Origin of the sequence: Salinibaculum rarum (assembly GCF_030505615.1) — an archaeon.
Lineage (GTDB): Archaea > Halobacteriota > Halobacteria > Halobacteriales > Haloarculaceae > Salinibaculum > Salinibaculum rarum.
On the sequence record NZ_CP129994.1, the window covers coordinates 13,840 to 32,616 of the forward strand.

Consider the following 18,777-nt stretch of genomic DNA (forward strand, 5'->3'; position numbering starts at 1 on the left):
CAACTTCAAGGCGGATTGCGTGATAAATCATTCCACTGTGCGCACACCTGCCGCGTGCTCCATTCGATCGCGGTGGCGTTCAGCGGCGCGTTCTGCGGCCTCTCGATTGTCTCGTGGGTGTGTGAGATCGACTTTGCAATCGTGGCAGACTGGTAGATATCTTTGTTCTTTTCTGACACCGGACTCTTCAGACATCGGGCTTGACCTCGTCGTCCATGTTGTCCCAATCCCCTTTCGATTGCGTCCCAAGTGCCAACATTGATTGGATTCTGTGGCCGCAAACAGGACAATACCCGATTGGCTCACCATCGTCAACAAGCAGCCGCATATCCTCACACTTCGGACAGAGAGTCATATCGGACTTAGTTGCAGCCCGACGGGTGAGTAGCTTACTGGCGTGACCACCGAGACCTTCAGCCATAGTCACTTCGACTGTCTCTCCATCGACCGAATCCAGCCACTTTTCGAAACTGAACGCGTCTTGCTCGGTCTGAGTCATGAGTGATCGTTTTCCGAGTTTAGGGAACGGTTTTCAACCCCGTGCGGGGCGTGTTCGGGTCTGCTTTTGTCGTAGTCACCAACCGCCTTCTGTGCCTCCGATAGACTCCCAAAGTCATCTTCTGCGAGATATCCGTACTTGCCGACAACGACCAATTCCTCGTCGCTGGCTTGTTCAGTTCCGTTTTCAGACATCCCGGCCACCCCGCGTACATAGATCCGTCACCCACTCACGCAGATCCTCGGCCAGCACCTCGTCGTCGGTTTCTTCGACGTACCGAAGCAATGCTTCCCGTGCTGCTGAGTCGTGCTCGGGTTCAAGGACGAAACAATTCGAAACGGCTTCGCCGTCTTTGTAGACCTTGTATTTCTCGTACAGTCCCCGCTCGTTATCGTCACTGCGCTGTTCGGGGTTCGGATTCGCCGAGATGCTGCTTTCTTTGTAAGCAGTGAATTCAACGGTAGCGCCACATTCCTTACACCTGGGGGCTGCATCGATGAACTCTTCGTACTTTGAATCATCGATTGTGTCGTTGTACTGCACTGTTGCCATGAAATGTTGGTCGTCAGCGCGGTTTTTGTTCGGACACTCAACTACGAGTGTTCCATCAACATGATAGGTTGATAGGTGGTGATCAGTCATTGTTCTTTTGTAGCTCCCCGGGTGTTATCCGTGCGTACTGCTGGTGCTTCCAGTCCTGATAACCGATGTCCGACAGCCAGTCGATCTGCGTCGCAACATCTTCAGCGTCTCCGTCCCAAACGTTATCTTCCCACCAGAGACGACCGTTGTAGTAGGAACCGCTGTTCGTTTCCTCCCGCATCTCCGCGATCTCGTCGGTCTCCATATCCGCTTTCCAGCGGACGTTACCCGTCATCTCGCCCGTCTCGATGGTGTGCTGCTCGCCGCACCCAAAGCACCGGAACTCCTTGACACGCTCTCGGAGTTCGACGAACGCAGCGTCATGTTCCGACCAGTACCGACGGTCCTTGAGATACGTGTCCTCAAGGTGCCAAATACGCTCGTCTTCGTCGGGCCAGATGTCATCGCGCTCGTGTTTACACTCACTCGCCCCGTCACTAACGACCCCACGAATACGGTCCACCACCCCCCTCATGATGGACTCACCCCGTGGTCGTCGCACTCCTCTACTTCGCCGCTCCAACACTCCTCAAACGCCGTCTTCGCGTGGCACTTCGCCTCAAACCGGACGTGCGGATCTGCACCGTCCGCAGCGTCTAATTCTCCCCAGAGCGCGAGTCGTTTCAATCCCCACAAGAGTTTCTTCTGATCGACTGCACTGGTGACAGCATCAGTTGGCATTGTTCCCCTCCGAAAGAACCTCGTCTGTTACCAGCTTGTTGTCACACTCCAGGCAGACTGGGACCGGGGAATCAAGATACTGATTCCAGATTAACGGTTGCTCCTCGTCGCAAAACCGGCAATACCCTTTCTTAGGAAGGTCGCGGTTCTCAGTGCCAGTCATTGTTCACCCGCTGTTTCAGTGACCATTCCGTGCCTTTTGACCGGAGTGTCTTTTTCAGACGCTCACGAGCAGCGTCACCTGCGTGAGTGGAGCCGGTAGATTCAACGATTACAACCTCTGAGAGTTCGTAATAGACGTCAAGCTCTTTTCCAGTGGGGGTTATGATCTCAACAGTATGACCGCTCTGAAGCACGGCAAACACCTGCTGGAAGTCGGTGCTGAAAAGCTCGGAATCGCCTGTTAGTTGCTCATCGGGCATGATCACTCACACTCCTCCGTAGAGGGTGCAGAGTCCACAACTTCGCCGATTCTTTCAACGTGCTCCATTTTAGACCCGCACCGGAAGCACCCTACAGCGCGGTCTGCACGCGTCATAGCACCACACTCAGGGCACTCATATCGGTGGATGAACCATTCAGTACCGTCTGTTTCCTGCTCGTTAATTTGTTCTTGTTTGTTACCAGTCATACTTCCTCCTCTGGATACGGAATCCCAACTCCACACTCTGGGCATGAGAGCCCGGTATCATCATGGCGGAGCGGAGTAACTCGTTCACCACAGTGTTGGCACTTCACCGATTCAGGCTTATCTTCAGCCATCATTCGTTCTCCTGTGTGACTGCGCGAATCTCACCCAGCTGGTGATAGAACAGCACAGACATCGCTACAACAGCTACGATCGTTGCTGAAAGCACCTGACTTTGACTCCCACCGATGCTTTTCGCAACATCATGTACCAGGAACGCGCCGATACCAGTCACCAGAATCGTGATTCCGATTTCCCACTCCGCGTTCTTGACGCCGTTTCGATCATCGGTAGGCATCATGACTCACCCCCATCTGCTCTGCGATTTGATTAGCCCACCGACGCTGATTCTCTGTCAGCCCATATTCCCGGACATCATCAGCACCAATCGTGTTTTCCCGCCAGTCTTCACCTTCCAACCAGTGTTCGCGGTTTCGCTCCGCCATCTCGATAAGCAACAACGACAGTGGTTCAGGAAATCTATCTTTGATAGTTTCCGTGTGCTGATGCAGTCCCTTATCTGGTGACTGAAGCCACTCTGGCGGCTCAGTGTTTCCACCATCAGCAGATGGTTCTCGCTCAGCGTCACTCATACATACTAAATGAGCACCGCAATCGGTTTCAATACTCGGGATTTGTGGGTGCCTTCACGATTTCTCCGTTACATCTGGATCCCCGTTACATCTGGAGAGAGGGGGAGGGGTGTTTCCAGCAAATCGAATAGAAGTGGAGAACAGTCAGAATGATTCTACAGCGGGAGAGGGGGAGGGGTGTTTCCAGCAAATCGAATAGAAGTGGAGAACAGTTAGATTCCTCAGTGGGAATGTGGATATTGGCTGTGCAACCACCAGAATGTTGATGGTTCGTTTTCAGCAGATGCCTAGTACGGATGCTGTTTACCTGTCTAAGTAATAAACGTTTCTATGACTAGATGCTAACTCTCTATCTAGATTCACCAAGAGAATCCCACCGTTCACGGCGGGCGTAATCAGTGAAGTGCCTCGGGGCCAAGCCCCGTGGCATTCGCCTTGACCGCCTGTAAATCTCTCACTGCTGCGGTACGGGGAGCTTCGTCGGTTACGACGAGGAGGAGGTCACTGGCACTAGACTTCGTGGGTTTGCTGGAAACACCCCCCTCCCCCCATGATGCAACTCATTATCCAGTTCATCCACAATAACCTAGTTTGCTGGAAACACCCCCCTCCCCCCATGATGCAACTCATTATCCAGTTCATCCACAATAACCTAGTTTGCTGGAAACACCCCCCTCCCACGGGGGAGTACCCCGCGATCAGACAATTTGCTGGAAACAACCCCCCGTGTCCGACATCACGGAAATGCTGGAACAGGGGGTTCCCGCGTTCGGTTTGCTGGAAACAACCCCCCGTGTCCGACATCACGGAAATGCTGGATAGGGCGACGGTATTTGCGCGCGATTTGCTGGAAGAGACTCCCCTTGTGCGATGTGTTGGAAGTGCTGGAACAGGGGGTTTTATTGTGATGTCTTACTCACGGTTCCCTATGCGGCGCTACGGCGAATCACAAACCTTCTTCGATAACATAGACGCTCTTAACCCGAACGTCGATACGTACCGACCAACCGAACTCCCAGAACGACAACAGGAGCTCGACGAGATCTACTCTGCACTCCGTCCGATTGAAATGGGCGGCACCCCAATTAACCTCCTCGTCTATGGGGAAACCGGGCAAGGAAAAACCGTTGCTGTAGACCTTGAAACAACAGGATTCGAAACCTGGGCAACAGAGCAAGACATCGACGTTACCGTCGTCAAAGTCGAATGTAAAGGTCTCGAAAAGAGCTACAATGCACTTGCTCATCTCGTCAAATCCCTCCGCGAAACTCGTCACGGTCCTGGCGAAGACCTTCCCAAAGGCTACCAGCGCAAGGAACTCCTCCTCCAAGCACTCAGTGAAATCGAGGACATCGGCGGGACAGTCATCATGATCCTTGACGAGATCGACGCACTCGGGGAAGACGATTATATTCTTTACGAGCTCCCACGCGCTACTCTTGAGAACGCAAAACTAAGCGTCATCGGAATCACCAACGACCTCACCTACACAGATAATCTCGACGGTGACGCCAAATCCAGCCTTGGTGAAGATGAAGTTGTCTTCGCCCCCTACGATTCAGGTGATCTCCGATCTATTCTTTCTCGTCGTGCCGCAAAAGCCCTCCACGACACCGGGTTTTCATGCGATGACTGCGAGAGTCCTCATTGCGAGCACGAACCCGAAGAAGTACCGGAGAACCTCCGCAGTGACGTTCTTGGTGACGACGTCATCCCATTGTGCGCTGCGTTTGCTGCACAAGAAACTGGAGACGCACGCCGTGCGTTGAAACTCATCAACCGCGCTGCGCGGTTCGCCGATGACCGTGGTAACGACCAAATCACCGAGGACCACGTCAGAGAAGCGCATGAGTATCTTGAAGAGAAAGCTATCGTCACGGGGCTTCAAACACTCCCCATTCAAAAACTGGTGTCACTCATGGCACTGATGTATGAACGCGTCAGCGATTCAGAACCCGGTCGAACAACGGAACTCTTCAACCGGTACAAAAAATATTGTCGTGCTACTAAAACAAACACCGTGTCAAAAAAGCGGTTCCGTGACTTCATGAATGACCTCGAAAATCAAGGCCTCATCCGCAAACAAAAAGGACGCGGGCAAGGTGCTGAGAATAAATACTGGATCGACGTTGACGTTGATCTTGTTTTGGAACACCTTCCAGACACCGGCAAAACCAACGAACTTGTTTCCAATCTTCGAGAAAAAGCCTGACGCGTAACACCTCCACCTTGGGAGGGAGATCACAGGTCAAGTAAGATATCCGGAGATGGATTAGCTGCCTTCACTTCGACGGTCTGCACAGCAGCCAGCAACGGCGGGTACTCTTCACCAATGTCTTTCTCGTTGCCGTACACAACCCGAATGAGATTCCCTGCTTCAAGGTCAACATCTCCTGGACGATTCAAGCATACTGGTCGCGGCGTTCCGTGATTGTGGTCAACCCCATCGAAATCATCACCGTACACCAGTGACTCGCCCACAGAGTCCACCCGGAGACGGTTCACATACCGATTCTCGCCATCCTCTGTTCGCCGGACACGAATCACATCACCGGCTTCGTCACGCACACTGAGTCGGGATTCCGGATACGTGTACGTCTTCACTGGTTCTTCACGCACTAAATGCTGAAGCGACCCCTGCGTCGCCACATCCCACGCATCATCAAGTCCTTCGAGCACTTCCTCAAACACGACCACAACCGCAGAATCATCAGCTGGATAGTCCTCGTTGACATCAGCAACCGTCGTCCCATCATCGTCGATTTCAAACTCGGAAATCGGCGTGGCATGACGTGCAACGACGATCGCCGAGTTGGCGTCATCAAGGTCAGTATCAATGACTCGAGCACCTGGCTCCATACTCACTACTCAAATCAGACACCGCAATGAACGTTCGGACATCACGACGATGGAAATCACGTGAAAAAGTCACTCAACAGCGTCACGGACGGCATCTGGCCCGCCGCCATGTCGCTCTCCAAGAAGCACAATTTCATCTAACTCTCCTTTCGTGAAGCGTGCTTCGTACGACCACATGATGTCGTACGCTGACTCGGTTGGACTGCTCGCGTGAATTTCGAAACTCCCGTGTTGATTGTGATCTGCCCACCACTCGTCGCACTGCACCGTCTCACTCGGCACTCCTGTCGGGAACCCGCGGTCTACCGCCTCTTCGATGCTTGCGTCCTCCACAGCAGCAACATATTCTTCCCACGACTCGAACCCGTGCTCAGCGGCTTCCGCTGCTTTCTCCTCACACGTTTTCTCTCGATGGTCAACCTCTAACCGGAGAAGCCGCCCATCACTTGTCAATTTGTACGTTTGCATCGCTGGCGTCCCCAGTGATTTTGTCTGCCACGCCAGCTTAGTCGCATCAAGTTCACTGGGGAACGCCGGGAGTTCTACGCCACCCTCAATTTTCACCGTATCGTACAATCCCATCGGTCTCATCATGACCTAGCCCGTCTCTGCATCAAAAACCTACCTCGTCACCTCGCGCCTGACTCCGCCCCCGAACACGGCTCCCACCACACTCCTCCCAGGCTATCTTTTAACCCTGACACGGGCATACCGTTACAACCGAACTAACGTATGCGCCGCACTCAAAAGAAATCTGCACTCAAAGACATTCTTACTGCGCACGCCGACACTTTCTCCTCCGCAACTAACACCGGCACCCTGCTCACCGACATCGGCACCAGGTACGCCACTATCAACGGGACACTCACACCCGACGACGTCACAACAACAGATCTCGGGAAATGGTGCATCAGCACGTTCGCTACTGATCACACTCCATCGCAACGTGTCACCACCCTTGCGGGTGACCTCTTCGAACAAGCCGTCGACGCTGATTTCACACTCGGGCCGAACCGCCGCGTCGAAGTGGTCGCCGCTGCTGCTATCCATCTCACCTCGCGGCTCGCCACCGACACCAATGACCTGACCACCGAAACCCTCCCACTCACCGAGATCTACACGACCGATTTGAACGCGCCACTCTACGCTTGCTCACACACCAGCATCGAACCCGACGACCAACTCTTCGACTACACAGAAAAACAAACACGACGCGCTCTCACCGGGCTTCAAACCACGTTCGACTTACCCGTTGTCCCTCCTGAACCCGAGGAATACATCCCGAAATACGTGGAAGCACTCGTTGAAGAGGCCGCGATTGCCGCTGAACACGCAAACACACTCATTGACGCCGCGACTGAAGCACTCACCGACCTCAATCCCGAGGACCGCAGCGGGCAAAATCCGACCGCGCTCGCAGCGGCCGCACTCTATGCTGCCTCCATGCACGAGCTCGCTGATGCCTTCCCGGAAGAAGTCACTGAACCGGTCACCCCGTCGTCTGACGACCGCGTCACGCAAGACGAGATCGCGTCTGTCGCCAACATCCACACCGTCACCCTCCGCAAACACTACTACAACACCTTCCAACCACTCTTCACTGACCAGACCCCGAACGCGCCGACACAATCACCTCCATGACTGTGCCTTCTCACTCGTGGCACACCGGCATCGAAGTGTCACGGTGAGCGTGAGACACACCGGTGTCGAAGTGTTCGAGATGATCAAGGCCTTAGCAGGAAGTCGGGGGAGATACACACCATCGTCGAAGTGATATTTCACCTGAGAAGGGACACACCGGCGTCGAAGTGTTCGACATGGGGTGTGTCCCGGGCTCGAGGAAAGGCACACCACCGTCGAAGTGTGTTTGCGGAAGTGCGAGGAGAAAGTCTCGCACTTTAGCGCGGGAGGAAGTCAATGACAGGCGAAAACCACGCGTCACGGTTCAGGCCAAGGGGATGATCACCACCGTGAACAGGTCGCCTTCATGAATACTATCCCAAGAGCACAATGCCACAAGGACGGAATTCATGATTCAGAACGCAGGGTGAAGAGAACCCCACATTTCTCCCGCGAATACCCTGCTTTTACATCTACAGATGTGTGACTGGTAACACACATTCGCATGTGTGAACCTAATGTCAACCATCGGTGAATCTATCGGACGATTCCGCAGTTACCTGGCAGTTGCGTGTGGAATCGCTTTTGGAGTCGCTTTCAATCCGATCCCACCAGAATACTCAACATCAACGTTCATATTCGCGTTACTAATCATGGCAATCCTTTTTCATTTCATAGGGTTTGTAATCAACTCGACCATGATTAAAGCAATTCCTGAACTTGTCGTCGAATTGGGTGTCGGAGTTATCGGTGTAGCAATATCGAAGCAAATAGCGCCGAGTGCAGACCAACTTAACGCCTTCCTCCTGATTTCTGCGGTTATCTACATCGCCCTAGCAGTCGCTGAAGGGATACTCGTCGATTACCGATAAGCTACGCACGGCCGAAACCGTGGAGTTTCTCCTGGATTTCGTATCACACGCCAAACCGCACCGCATCACACCCTTTGATGTCGAAATATTATCTGGCTCGACGCCGTGACGTGAAATATGCGCGACTCGACAGTCACACAGCTGCGTGACCGCGTCCTGTCGTACCTCCACACCGAACTCCCGCAAATCAAAATGCACGGCGGCGCAGTGACACTCCACGAGTGTGACCCAGACCGTGGCGTGCTCCGCATCGAATTAACCGAACAGTGCAACGGATGCGGGCTCGCACCAATGACCATCACCGCGCTCGAACAACGCGTTCAAGCGGAATTCCCCGAATTCACCGATGTCGTAGCCACAACAGCACACCAACACACCACTCAACAACCCCAGCACCAGTAACCCAGCTTGCCTCGAACAAGTCCCCAATCAGCATCACGCAGCGGTGTCGTCTCCTGGGAGTTCCCCAACGCGAATTGAGTACTGCACGGTCGTTGTGCCATCCTCGTCGATGCAAACATCAACAAGCCCGTGGTCAGTCACCGCCTCGCCGAGCTCAACACACGGACTGATAATGTCACGAAGCGTGTCACGCCACGCCTCGATCGCGGCTTCTTGCTCACTGTCCAAATCGCGGTGCGTCGTCTGCGGATGGAAATGATGCAGATACGTGTCCCGCGCTTCGAGTTCCTCACGGTCAGCACCATTCTCAACACACATGTCGATGTAGTCTTCGAGCGTGTCACAGTCCATCCAGTACTCGTGCGGATCTGGTACCTCTCTGTACGCAGTTGCCCCCATGCCGATGTCAACACTGCGGTCAAAGTGCGATTTGGGCTTTGGGTGCGGTGCGAGATGCGTGCCTGAGACAACTGCGCCCGCGTCATCGGCGTGACCAAGCGTCACCATGAGCTCCTGGAACTCACGGTACACCTCGTTGGTGTCACCCGGGACAGTGCGTTCCGCGCGGAACACCACGACGCCTGCCTCAGCAGTAACCACAGCAACATCCATCTCGACGGTCGCCGCCGCATCAACACCATCCGTCGGGGACGTGAGTTCAACTCCGCGACGCCGAAGCCGACCGATGTTCTCATCGACTTGCGCATTGAGCGCGGCTGGGAGCGGCACGAACTCGTTTCGCGGGAGGTCCTCCATCTCAGCGTCAGCATCCTCGTATGTGCCCTTGATGTCAATCTCCGGGCGCGGCTCACCAACGCACACGGCATACTGCGAGTCTTCACTCTCTTGTATTCGTAATCGGTCAAACGGCGGGGTTACAGCTGCTCTTTCCCTGGCTACTTCGCACAACTCCGGCCACAACTCCTCAGATGGCTCCCACGCAACACACTCGCCTGGCATATAACTGCCTACGGGCTCCGCAGTGATGACATCTTCCCCTCGTGAACGGTGCAGAGGATGTCACCTGAATGTCGGTGTGAATTTCTGCGTATTATCTTCATCTGTGAGATGTCGTGTTGAGACGTCAAGTTTCAATGCCGTGGTGGCTTTTCCCCGTATTGTAACATTCGCTGTTGAATGAATCGGGGAGATCGGACGCATCCTTTCAATGCCGTGGTGGCTTTTCCCCGTATTGTAACCACTGACGGACACGATCACCGCAACCGTGGATGACACTTTCAATGCCGTGGTGGCTTTTCCCCGTATTGTAACCTCATCGACCTCCGCGAGCACGACGTCGAACTCCACGTCTTTCAATGCCGTGGTGGCTTTTCCCCGTATTGTAACCGGCGGACCGACTGGACGCGTATCAAGCGCTGGCGGACTTTCAATGCCGTGGTGGCTTTTCCCCGTATTGTAACACATACGACTCTCCGACACACTCGAATCGCACCGAACACTTTCAATGCCGTGGTGGCTTTTCCCCGTATTGTAACAATTGCGGGTCCGAGTCGATGCCGCGGAGGATCCGCGCTTTCAATGCCGTGGTGGCTTTTCCCCGTATTGTAACAACCCGTGACGATCAGCACTGGCGACACGATCGACTTTCAATGCCGTGGTGGCTTTTCCCCGTATTGTAACAGGGGGTTGAAAACCAATTAAAACCTATCCCCCGGAACCTTACTGTCTCTTAGTACACCTCGTCTTCGTCAACCCCACCTGTACACGAACCTTATAAAGGTCGATGAAGAACCACTCTCAATCCCGGTGCTGGAACGACTCTGTCTGGAACAACGCGTAATACCCTTCCACATCCGCCTCACGCCACACAACAGGCTCCACACCAAGCACCTCCCGGCAATGCCACAAGTACACGAGCCGCCCAACACGCCCATTCCCATCCACGAACGGATGAACACCTTCAAAATCCACATGCCACTGAATCGCCTCCACACCCGTCGACGGGACACGAGCAACCAACTCACCCATCAACTCCGACACCACACTCGGATGCGGCGGGACATCCCCGCCAATCCGCACATGCACATCCCGATACTCACCCGCGACATCCGGCTGCCGATTCCGCAACAACAACCGATGCGCCTCCTTGACGTCCTCCTCCCCCAACTCATCCTGCTCTTGGAGATACTCCCACGCTTCCACACTATCCTCGACGGCCGAATCGTCGTACACATCCTCAATCGCGTTCGATTCAACAATGTACTCCCGCGTCGCTACCATCTTCTCCCATCCTAGTAGACTCCACACTAAAACCACCCGGATTCTCAGTCCGCTAACCATGACGACTTCACGATGGGGAAAATACTGGCACGAAAGATTTCATCCGCGAAATCCCGGACTTTCATACCGGTTCTCCGCATACACACCATGACTGGAATTATGGCACACCCGACTGAGACGTCATCTCCTGACCTGGAGGAGTTGACACAGCAAGCCCGCGCAGTGTTGCAGGACGCTGATCGGCCTCTTCGGACGCGCGAAGTGAACGAAGAAATTGATGCGCGGCATCTTCGAGAGACGAAAGCTGTGCTTCGTCGATTGATTGATCGTGGCGCTATCAAAACGCATCCTGGATTCAAATACGCCCTTTCAGCGAGTGCCCGCGAAGGTGACGCGTGATGACATCGTATGAACGCCCGACGCGTGTGTTGCTGAGTATCGATCCTGAATGGGCAACCGCGATCTACGACGGAGACAAAGAGTACGAATACCGTCGGATACCGCCGGCGTGTGATCCGCCGTTCGATTGCGTGTTGTATGAGACGGCGCCGACGAAAGCGGTGACTGGAGAGGTGCGTGTTGAGACTGTGGTTGAGGGCGCGCCAACAGAGGTGATTTCTGAGACGGTTGCGGGAACTCCTCATTCTCGTGATGGTCTGCTCGCGTATTTTGACGGCGCAAGTAAGGGTGCTGCCCTCCATGCCACGACCGTAACCGAGTACGACACTGCTGTCTCGCTCGAACAGCTTCAAGATGAGTTCGCGTTGTCAATTCCGCAGAATTTCCAGTACCTCTCTGATCACGAGTACATTGCACTTCGGTCTGTCACTAGGTGACTTTCTTTCAATGCCGTGGTGGATTTTCCTCGTATTGTAACTCACCATCTCCAGAGCGGGGGCTATGTTGATGTCTCCCGAGAAAGCAGTGTTACTCAGGTTGTTCTGAGCCGGCCTTTTTCCGGTTCGTAGGCTTCCCCCTTGGATTTGAGTTCTGTGATGACAATCTCTGCCTTTTCTTTAGACACACCGAGTTGTTCTGCGATTTTGTTCACTGCAACTTCTTTCGGGATTCCTTTCTCATACTCAAAACCAAGATCACAAAGACTTTTTCGCGCGTCCTTGAGACGGTCCCGCTGTATTTTCGAGGGTAGCGACCGTGTATCTACTTCATCGGCGCCAAACTCGGGTGTTTCTGGATTAACGCCGAGATCTCGGAGGCAAGACTGTACAAGGTGAATTGCTCGTTCTGCGTCAGCCGTAGTGATGGTGTCTGCAAGACGGAGTCGCGCACTCGCCTCCGCTAGCCTGACAACAGCTTCGATCTTTCGAGCTGTTACTGGGACTGGTGCATCCTCGTCCGCACTCTCGGAACGGAGTTCAACATAGAACGCCCGTATCTTTGCTTTTGCTTCGTCGGTGAGTTCTGGGGTGGATTGGCGGTTCGCGTACACGAAGTACTTCCGCAGGAGCTCCTGGTCAATCACGGGATCAGCGGGACTGTCGGGAATGTCGTCCTCCTGCGCTGCTTCAGCAGCTTCTGACGTGTCTAGAATGTGGTCTGCGACCGCTTCATCTTGGTCACGGTCGGGATGGTCGGTAAGCGTGAAAACGAGGTCGAACTGAGAGGTGACGTCCGGCGGCAGATTGATCTGCTCACCGATCGGTTCATACTGATCGAACTGCCCGTACTTCGGATTTAGAGCCGTGAACACGGCACTCTGTGCGGGGAGTGTCGCGGTCACCGACGCCTTACTCACGTTCACTTCTTGGTGTTCAATCGTCGAATGGAGACCTGCAAGTTCGTCGGACCCGAATCCGCCCATGTTGTCGATAACAGCAAGACCGTTATTCGCTCTGACAAGCGCACCGCCTTTCACCTCCCACGGGTCAGAATCTCCGCTAGACGGGGTTGCTGACGCAGTAAGCCCGACTTTTGACGTGTCAGTCCCGGACACAGTGACTGCACGCGGTGCAAGTCGCGCAGCAGCACGAGCGAGAATTGATTTCCCGGTTCCGGGGTCGCCGATGCACATCAGGTGAATGTCACCGCGGATGCGGGATCCGTCAGGCAGGACTTTCGGCACACCACCGGCCAGCTGGAAGGCGACAGCAAGTTTCTCCCGTGTGTGCCCGTACAGTGACGGCGCAATACTTCCAACAATGTCTTTAAAGAGTGTCTCTTGCGACGCGATTTCGCGGAGTTGTGTTTCATCACGCTCTGTGATTTCAACGTGTCCGTTTGGTTCTGCGTGGACTGTGCTGGTGACGTCAATGTACTTGTCTGGGATGGTCGTTTCAAGGTCCTTATCGGCATATTTGAGGACACCGGTGACAAGAAGAGTGTCTCCAGGGTTTGTAGCACCGGCGATGTCATCCTCAAGTCGGAGTTTAATCGTGGTGGTGTCGTCACTCCCGCCGATTCCGCGAATTTGTTCTTCCAGCACGACCGTCTGTACGTCTACCATTACGGACTGCTCGCTGTTCACCCGGAAGGGGCCTTGGCGCTCACAGCCTTGGCACTCGTGTGGTTTCTCACGGTCAGACCCATCCCGGATAGTGGGTTGAGGGATGCGGGTTAGCGTCCCGCAACGCTGGCACTCGTACGCGACATCCGTGTACTCTGATCGGACTTTTGAGGTGCTTGAGACGGTGCCGCGAACCTGAATGAGAGTTCCGATGTGCTTCGTTCGAATGTCCTCTAAGGGGACAGTGTCAGGAAGTCCTTTGAGTCGTACGTGTGCTTGTCCAAGTGGCGTGTCGGGCGTGTCGTAGCGCCTGAGCGCTTCTTCAGCGTACTCCGTTATCTGTACCGGCTTGTTGAGGAAATCGTCTGCGAGATCGGTGGAGTAGTCGGTCACGTCATCGTAGGAAATGACGAGTGACTGTTTCTTTCCCGGGTATTTCTCCGCTAGTTCAGCGATTTCCGTGGCGTAGTACCGGTCGTAGAACTGGGTGAATTCATCAACCAGTTCGGAATGCTGTGACCTACTCATTCATCCTGAATTGTCACCCGGGCCATAAAATAGGCCGTGATTAGCCGTGATTTTGTGCTGATAGAGCTACTCGTGGGGCGTGTCTTCCCAGGTGTCCCGGGACAACACGGTGACACGGAAGGCCCATTCGCCGGCGCGCTTCGCACCAGGAAGGTGCTTGATGACTGGTGTAAGTGGAGAGAGGCGGACGACCCAGAACACGGCTTGTGCGAGGCGGAATTTCCAGTACGGCGCGTTCGCCGGGCCGAACGTGACGCTCGTCACATTGTCTGTTTCCGTGGAGTCGTCTGATTCGTTGTTGGCCATACTCAGACCCGGTTAGCGTTCGACGGTATCGCGGGATTGGATTCCCGGCGTGAGTTCAACGAGTTCGACATCGCCGTCGCAGGCTTCGACGCGGTAGAACGAGTCGTTGCCGTGATCGGCGTCGAGTTCGGCGACGTGCGGCCAGCTCCCCTCGAACGTTGTCATGTACACAACGAATGGGTCTGTGTACTCGGACACGGTTTCCCATGTGTCTACGAGGTCTTTCGTACCGGTGTTGCTGACGTTGTGATAGTCAGCCTCGCTGCCCGGACGATCCGTGTCCGATTCGCGGCCCCACGTGGTGAAGCCGAGAAGTAGTTCCCATTCTTTCCCGGGGTAGTCGTCGCGGTCTACGTACTCGCGGGTATCCATCTGTGAGGCAAGCGTGTCCGAAAGCGCGTCAACGAGACCGTCGTAGTCCAGGATTTTCACGCCGGCGCCGTGCGAGTTCCGACTGGTTTCAATGCGGTCTGCATCTGGTGATTGGAGTGGCGTATGCCGGACAGTAGAGGACATAGGTGGTCTACTCTAATCGTGGGGTTGGTGTCGGAAAAGCCGTCGGGAATCTCGCCGTCACGCCGTGAATTTAGCAGTGTCTGAGTCAATGACACGCCCGTATTTCGTGCACAGGACACTCCCCGGAGATTGTCGGTGGACTGCGGAGGCCACCACCACCACCACCACTTTCGTCGCAGCGCAGTCTGGAAATCCAGAAATAGACAGATGAGAGGGTTTCTTCACACCCTCATATTAAGCCATTCAACCCACGTCGATCAGAGACGGGTCTCTACCGGTGTTGAGAACACCGCAGAAAGAAACGTGTGATAGCTAGCACTGCGGGGTCTCGTGTGCATACTTGATATCCATACCCATGATGGTGAAACGTTCTGCACGGTCCGCCAACTGCTCTAAGTCAGAATCGCGTTCAATGACTTCATCATTGTGTATGTCGAACACTTCCCACACGTCGTTGTTGATATCGTGCCGAATTGTTAGACGTCCGTAACCGTCCTTTGTCGTTCTTCTCGCCCCGATATCCATCCCAACCGCACTATACCCGTTCGCAGTCTGACCGCTGAACAAATGCTCACAAATTATAACTGGTATCATATATTTGATACACCCGCCTGTCAAATAAAGCGTGGACTTTGACGCGTTGTGAACTACTCAATGAGGAATGGGAACGTGCCGACGCATGACTCGCTCGCCGCTCACTCCCTCAGCAAGAAAGTGCTGCCCAACAGGGACTCCAACTTGCCGAATTCGGTTACTCGGATTCGCTACACGCAGTGTCGATGAGGTCCTGGAGTTCGCCCCCGTCGATGTCGCGCGGTGACTGATTCGTGAGTACGACAAGTCGGAGCGTGCATTCGGTGACACTCTCTTTCGTACCGTACCGTTCAGCCGCATACGACACCATATTCTGAAGTGACTTATCGCCATCTTCGCCGAGATACTTCCAAATCCGGCCATCGTGCCGCTTCAACCGCTTCCCCAGACTGCACAAGCGTGCGTACCCGCGTTCGGCTTCCTCGATGCGGCCGGTCTTGATCGCGTGCCAGCCGAGTTCCCCGAGTGCCGTCACGCTGTGACTCTCGTCATATCCTTGGTCTGGCCAGAACTCGTAGATGCCGCGTGCAAAGTACAGCCGCCGCCCGAACATCTCGCCGATCGGGTTGAACTGGTCGAGCTCGCGGAACTGGTACGGCGTGTCCGCCGCGCCGACATCGTACTCATCAAGGACGCGCCCGATGTGCCACGCGTTGTCCGGACGCGGATACTCGTCTTCGACGCGATCTAGGTCCAACAAGAGGTCTTTGTACGTGACGAAGATCCGCTCTTTCACGGCCTCGTCAAGGTGGGCTTGGTCGTGCCCACGCAGCACCAGCTGTCGGTCGCCGTCTTCCCAGATCACGTCGACGTCAGCGTCTTTCTTCTCAAGGTCGGTCGGCCCGCTGGTGTCGTACGCCGGATTCACGAGATTGATCGTGCTCCGATCGCCACCACTCGACGTACTGTCAGCGCCTGTCGCCGACGGCTCAGATGTCGAAGACTCGTTGGTAGGCATACGTGGCACTAGTTGGAGTCCTCAAGCTCGAGTGTATCGTCGTCATCCGTCGCGTACGTCCGGTACAGCATCTCGTCCATTGCCGGCACGATCTCCGTGATGAGGAACTTGTTCACGACCTCACTCATCGGCTGCCCGTCCTCGGTGTATTCGTCGCCGAGCTTCCGGCGGACGAAATTCGTGAGGACGCGATGCGCCATGCCTTCGAGCGCCCACCGCGAGATGAGCCGCACGCGCTCCGTGTCATCCCGGTCATTCCGCTGCGCTTCGACGTACTCTGGGTGCAGTTCGTTGATGCGGATGCGCACGCCTTTTTCACCGGTTGTGATCTGGTACCGGGTGTACTTGTCTTCGTGGTCGTTCGTCGGCATGATCTCTTCGAGGAAGCGCACCGGCTCCGGGTCATCATCCGGCGTCTCCTCGTCAGCATCGTCGCTGCTGGCGTCGTTATTGCTCGTGTCCGGGTCGTCTACGACGAACGGTTCGACGCGCTCGTCGAATACGTCGCCGTCTGGCCCGGTGAGCGTTGCTGCAATCTCGTAGTCGCCGCTCTCAGTGAGCGTGTGCGTCCAGGACTTCCGCCCGGCATCACGCTTCCCTTCAGCAACCGCCACGGTGCGTTCGCCGAGCATGACTTCCTCTCCTGTCTTCACGTCTCGGAGGACGCCTTCGATGTGGAAGTCGGTCACGTCTGATCCCGTGGGGTTCTCGACGCTTGTCCACACTTTCACCACGTCATCGACGACGTGTGTGGAACTGTTCAGTGATGTGCGGAGCGTTGGACTCTCCCGCTCCGGCGCGTACTCATCCAGAATATCCTGCACGTCACTGATTTCCTCCTGCGCGTCGTCCGTGTCGTTATCGTCGTCACCGGTGGCATCGTCTTCGTCGTCACCTGGGCGATTAGTGAGCAATCCGTCACCACCGCCCGGACCGGGTTCCGGTGGCGACGTCGGGCCTGGGCCCGTGGTCTGCGTGTCCGTCGTCGTGCCGCCGTCACCCCGCATTTCGGTTTCGTCTTCACCAGTGCTGGGGTCAAGGAGGTTGCCGGTGCCGGTGCCGCCGAGCGCGACATCTGAGTCACCAGTCAGCCCGGTGGAATCCCAGATTTCGTTCACGAGCGCGAGCGATCGCTCTTCGATTTCGTCTTGCTCATTGAGGTCGGCAGGCCCACCAATGAAGTGTTCCTGCTCGACTTCCTCAAGGAACCCGCGTAGCGGCGTGTTCGACGGGATATCCGACTGGAACTGGTTGTGCGCGTTGTTTTCGTACTCGGGACACAGGTCCGACGCGTCACACACCGCGAAGAACGCGTCCCGCTTGGTGACCGACAGGGGGATGTAGTCCTGCACGCGCATGAACGGCTGATCGACGTGCTTGTTGCTCTTCATCATCGAGATGCCCGTCCAGGGAACCTCGGCGTCTGCGGTGTCGGCGTCGTACACGCGGAGGTTGCGCAGTGTGTACGTCTCGCCGTCGTAGTCGAATTCGAAATCGCCCTGCTCGATGATCGTGAAATCGTTAATCGGGAACGGGGCGGGAGTGCGTGTCTCGCCGTCGATGGTGTATTCGATGGTGACGTTGTCGTGGTGGAGGAGGCCGTGGAAGCGATCTTGCAGGTAGGCTTCGACTTCCGACCAGTCAGCGAGATCGGCGAGCACGTCCGGCTTGCAGTGTTTGACTTCGAGTGTTGTGCCGGGAGTGCCGAGGCCGACTTCGACCGTGTCGTCTATTTGCTGGCCGAGGCGCACCCAGAGTGCACCATTCCAGCCTTGATGGCGGGTTTCCGCGTAGAAGAGGTGGTCTTCGCTGAGCCCGCCGACAACGTGCGTGCCGCGCCCGTAGCTCCCGCCGTAGCCGCCGTCTTGTTTTTCTTCGCCGGGCGTGTCGAGCCCGATGAATTCGGTTGTGAACGTGGATTCCGGCATCCCGCCGGCGTTGTCCGTCACGGTGAGCTCATTCGCACTCGTGTCGATGTCGAACGTGATTTTCAGTGGTGCGCTTTCCGGGATGACGCCGCGTTCGAAGCGGTTGTGACACCAGGCGTCGTACGCGTTTTGGATGGCTTCGCTGAGAACGCCTTTCCAGTGCGTTGGGTAGTCGTCGATAACGCGTTGCAGCGTATTTTCGATGCGTTGCTCGATTTCGTGTCCGTGTTCTTCGAATTTGCTCGGATCTGGCGAGTCTGGCATATGTCCTTGAACACCGCTTGCACATTGCCCTACTTTGGCGGAACTTAAGAAAGGTGGGCCGATTAGCTGTCACACCACCACAGGAACGCCTGTCCCCCAGAAATTTCATTACACAGCGTAAG

At 55.3% G+C, this 18,777-nt stretch carries 24 protein-coding genes and 1 CRISPR repeat array; of the genes, 6 read left to right on the top strand and 18 right to left on the bottom strand.

The features are described from left to right. Nucleotides 1-187: 187 nt before the first annotated feature. From QYL91_RS15505 to QYL91_RS15545, 9 genes are all read right to left on the bottom strand, one after another. Nucleotides 188-499 (bottom strand): hypothetical protein, encoded by a 312-nt coding sequence (locus tag QYL91_RS15505; RefSeq protein WP_302083524.1) that lies wholly within the window; start codon nucleotides 497-499, stop codon nucleotides 188-190. After that, nucleotides 496-693 carry a hypothetical protein gene (locus QYL91_RS15510; protein WP_302083526.1) on the bottom strand — a complete coding sequence of 66 codons (198 nt, stop codon included), beginning with the start codon at nucleotides 691-693 and terminating at the stop codon, nucleotides 496-498. Before QYL91_RS15510 ends, QYL91_RS15505 begins: the two co-directional genes overlap by 4 nt. Then, nucleotides 686-1,141: a hypothetical protein gene (locus tag QYL91_RS15515; RefSeq protein WP_302083528.1), complete on the bottom strand. Its 456-nt coding sequence runs from the start codon at nucleotides 1,139-1,141 to the stop codon at nucleotides 686-688. The genes QYL91_RS15510 and QYL91_RS15515 overlap by 8 nt, the downstream gene beginning before the upstream one ends. Next, on the bottom strand, nucleotides 1,134-1,616 hold the full coding sequence (locus QYL91_RS15520; RefSeq protein ID WP_302083529.1) for a hypothetical protein: 483 nt from the start codon (nucleotides 1,614-1,616) through the stop codon (nucleotides 1,134-1,136). The genes QYL91_RS15515 and QYL91_RS15520 overlap by 8 nt, the downstream gene beginning before the upstream one ends. Beyond that, the gene (locus QYL91_RS15525) at nucleotides 1,613-1,822 is read right to left on the bottom strand and encodes a hypothetical protein (RefSeq protein ID WP_302083531.1); all 210 of its coding nucleotides are present in this window, start codon (nucleotides 1,820-1,822) and stop codon (nucleotides 1,613-1,615) included. Before QYL91_RS15525 ends, QYL91_RS15520 begins: the two co-directional genes overlap by 4 nt. Next, the gene (locus tag QYL91_RS15530; RefSeq protein ID WP_302083533.1) at nucleotides 1,812-1,985 is read right to left on the bottom strand and encodes a hypothetical protein; all 174 of its coding nucleotides are present in this window, start codon (nucleotides 1,983-1,985) and stop codon (nucleotides 1,812-1,814) included. The genes QYL91_RS15525 and QYL91_RS15530 overlap by 11 nt, the downstream gene beginning before the upstream one ends. Then, on the bottom strand, nucleotides 1,972-2,244 hold the full coding sequence (locus tag QYL91_RS15535) for a hypothetical protein (protein ID WP_302083535.1): 273 nt from the start codon (nucleotides 2,242-2,244) through the stop codon (nucleotides 1,972-1,974). Before QYL91_RS15535 ends, QYL91_RS15530 begins: the two co-directional genes overlap by 14 nt. Before the next feature lie 339 nt (nucleotides 2,245-2,583). Beyond that, nucleotides 2,584-2,808 carry a hypothetical protein gene (locus QYL91_RS15540; RefSeq protein WP_302083537.1) on the bottom strand — a complete coding sequence of 75 codons (225 nt, stop codon included), beginning with the start codon at nucleotides 2,806-2,808 and terminating at the stop codon, nucleotides 2,584-2,586. After that, on the bottom strand, nucleotides 2,795-3,103 hold the full coding sequence (locus QYL91_RS15545) for a hypothetical protein (protein ID WP_302083539.1): 309 nt from the start codon (nucleotides 3,101-3,103) through the stop codon (nucleotides 2,795-2,797). Before QYL91_RS15545 ends, QYL91_RS15540 begins: the two co-directional genes overlap by 14 nt. A 793-nt stretch (nucleotides 3,104-3,896) precedes the next feature. Here QYL91_RS15545 and QYL91_RS15550 point away from each other — a divergent pair. After that, nucleotides 3,897-5,315 (top strand): Cdc6/Cdc18 family protein, encoded by a 1,419-nt coding sequence (locus tag QYL91_RS15550; protein ID WP_302083541.1) that lies wholly within the window; start codon nucleotides 3,897-3,899, stop codon nucleotides 5,313-5,315. Between the two features lie 29 nt (nucleotides 5,316-5,344). Here QYL91_RS15550 and QYL91_RS15555 read toward each other — a convergent pair whose 3' ends face one another. Both QYL91_RS15555 and QYL91_RS15560 read right to left on the bottom strand, forming a co-directional pair. Continuing rightward, nucleotides 5,345-5,962 (bottom strand): hypothetical protein, encoded by a 618-nt coding sequence (locus QYL91_RS15555; protein ID WP_302083543.1) that lies wholly within the window; start codon nucleotides 5,960-5,962, stop codon nucleotides 5,345-5,347. Between the two features lie 69 nt (nucleotides 5,963-6,031). Further along, complete coding sequence (locus QYL91_RS15560) at nucleotides 6,032-6,544, bottom strand: hypothetical protein (RefSeq protein ID WP_302083546.1); 513 nt, start codon at nucleotides 6,542-6,544, stop codon at nucleotides 6,032-6,034. A 150-nt stretch (nucleotides 6,545-6,694) separates the two neighbouring features. Here QYL91_RS15560 and QYL91_RS15565 point away from each other — a divergent pair, with 150 nt between their 5' ends. The 3 genes from QYL91_RS15565 to QYL91_RS15575 all read left to right on the top strand — a co-directional run bounded on the left by QYL91_RS15565 (nucleotide 6,695) and on the right by QYL91_RS15575 (nucleotide 8,856). Continuing rightward, the gene (locus QYL91_RS15565) at nucleotides 6,695-7,603 is read left to right on the top strand and encodes a transcription initiation factor IIB family protein (protein WP_302083548.1); all 909 of its coding nucleotides are present in this window, start codon (nucleotides 6,695-6,697) and stop codon (nucleotides 7,601-7,603) included. A 497-nt stretch (nucleotides 7,604-8,100) separates the two neighbouring features. Further along, nucleotides 8,101-8,454: a hypothetical protein gene (locus QYL91_RS15570; protein WP_302083551.1), complete on the top strand. Its 354-nt coding sequence runs from the start codon at nucleotides 8,101-8,103 to the stop codon at nucleotides 8,452-8,454. 117 nt (nucleotides 8,455-8,571) lie between these two features. Continuing rightward, a complete protein-coding gene (locus tag QYL91_RS15575) occupies nucleotides 8,572-8,856 on the top strand; it encodes a NifU family protein (protein WP_302083554.1) in 285 nt (94 codons plus the stop codon). A 33-nt stretch (nucleotides 8,857-8,889) separates the two neighbouring features. On the opposite strand, the gene QYL91_RS15580 is transcribed toward QYL91_RS15575, so the two are convergent. Then, entirely contained in the window at nucleotides 8,890-9,678 is a 789-nt protein-coding gene (locus QYL91_RS15580; RefSeq protein ID WP_302083556.1) for a hypothetical protein, read from the bottom strand. A 266-nt stretch (nucleotides 9,679-9,944) separates the two neighbouring features. After that, nucleotides 9,945-10,498: a CRISPR direct-repeat array (repeat unit 38 nt; unit sequence CTTTCAATGCCGTGGTGGCTTTTCCCCGTATTGTAACC). Nucleotides 10,499-10,614: 116 nt separating this feature from the next. Continuing rightward, nucleotides 10,615-11,157 carry a Fic family protein gene (locus tag QYL91_RS18220; protein WP_369685642.1) on the bottom strand — a complete coding sequence of 181 codons (543 nt, stop codon included), beginning with the start codon at nucleotides 11,155-11,157 and terminating at the stop codon, nucleotides 10,615-10,617. An 87-nt stretch (nucleotides 11,158-11,244) separates the two neighbouring features. On the opposite strand from QYL91_RS18220, the gene QYL91_RS15590 reads away from it, so the two are divergent. Together QYL91_RS15590 and QYL91_RS15595 are read left to right on the top strand one after the other, a co-directional pair. After that, the gene (locus QYL91_RS15590) at nucleotides 11,245-11,496 is read left to right on the top strand and encodes a hypothetical protein (protein ID WP_302083561.1); all 252 of its coding nucleotides are present in this window, start codon (nucleotides 11,245-11,247) and stop codon (nucleotides 11,494-11,496) included. Between the two features lie 26 nt (nucleotides 11,497-11,522). Further along, the gene (locus tag QYL91_RS15595) at nucleotides 11,523-11,933 is read left to right on the top strand and encodes an ASCH domain-containing protein (protein ID WP_302083564.1); all 411 of its coding nucleotides are present in this window, start codon (nucleotides 11,523-11,525) and stop codon (nucleotides 11,931-11,933) included. A gap of 95 nt (nucleotides 11,934-12,028) precedes the next feature. Here QYL91_RS15595 and QYL91_RS15600 read toward each other — a convergent pair whose 3' ends face one another. From QYL91_RS15600 to QYL91_RS15620, 5 genes are all read right to left on the bottom strand, one after another. Continuing rightward, nucleotides 12,029-14,089, bottom strand: a complete 2,061-nt coding sequence (locus QYL91_RS15600) for a minichromosome maintenance protein MCM (RefSeq protein ID WP_302083566.1) — start codon at nucleotides 14,087-14,089, stop codon at nucleotides 12,029-12,031. A 66-nt stretch (nucleotides 14,090-14,155) separates the two neighbouring features. Beyond that, nucleotides 14,156-14,395 (bottom strand): hypothetical protein, encoded by a 240-nt coding sequence (locus tag QYL91_RS15605; RefSeq protein ID WP_302083568.1) that lies wholly within the window; start codon nucleotides 14,393-14,395, stop codon nucleotides 14,156-14,158. A 12-nt stretch (nucleotides 14,396-14,407) separates the two neighbouring features. After that, nucleotides 14,408-14,911 carry a hypothetical protein gene (locus tag QYL91_RS15610; protein WP_302083570.1) on the bottom strand — a complete coding sequence of 168 codons (504 nt, stop codon included), beginning with the start codon at nucleotides 14,909-14,911 and terminating at the stop codon, nucleotides 14,408-14,410. 751 nt (nucleotides 14,912-15,662) lie between these two features. Beyond that, entirely contained in the window at nucleotides 15,663-16,463 is an 801-nt protein-coding gene (locus tag QYL91_RS15615) for a hypothetical protein (protein WP_302083572.1), read from the bottom strand. Between the two features lie 8 nt (nucleotides 16,464-16,471). Next, nucleotides 16,472-18,655, bottom strand: coding sequence for a sensor histidine kinase (locus QYL91_RS15620; protein ID WP_302083575.1), 2,184 nt, complete (start codon nucleotides 18,653-18,655; stop codon nucleotides 16,472-16,474). Between the last annotated feature and the right edge of the window lie 122 nt (nucleotides 18,656-18,777).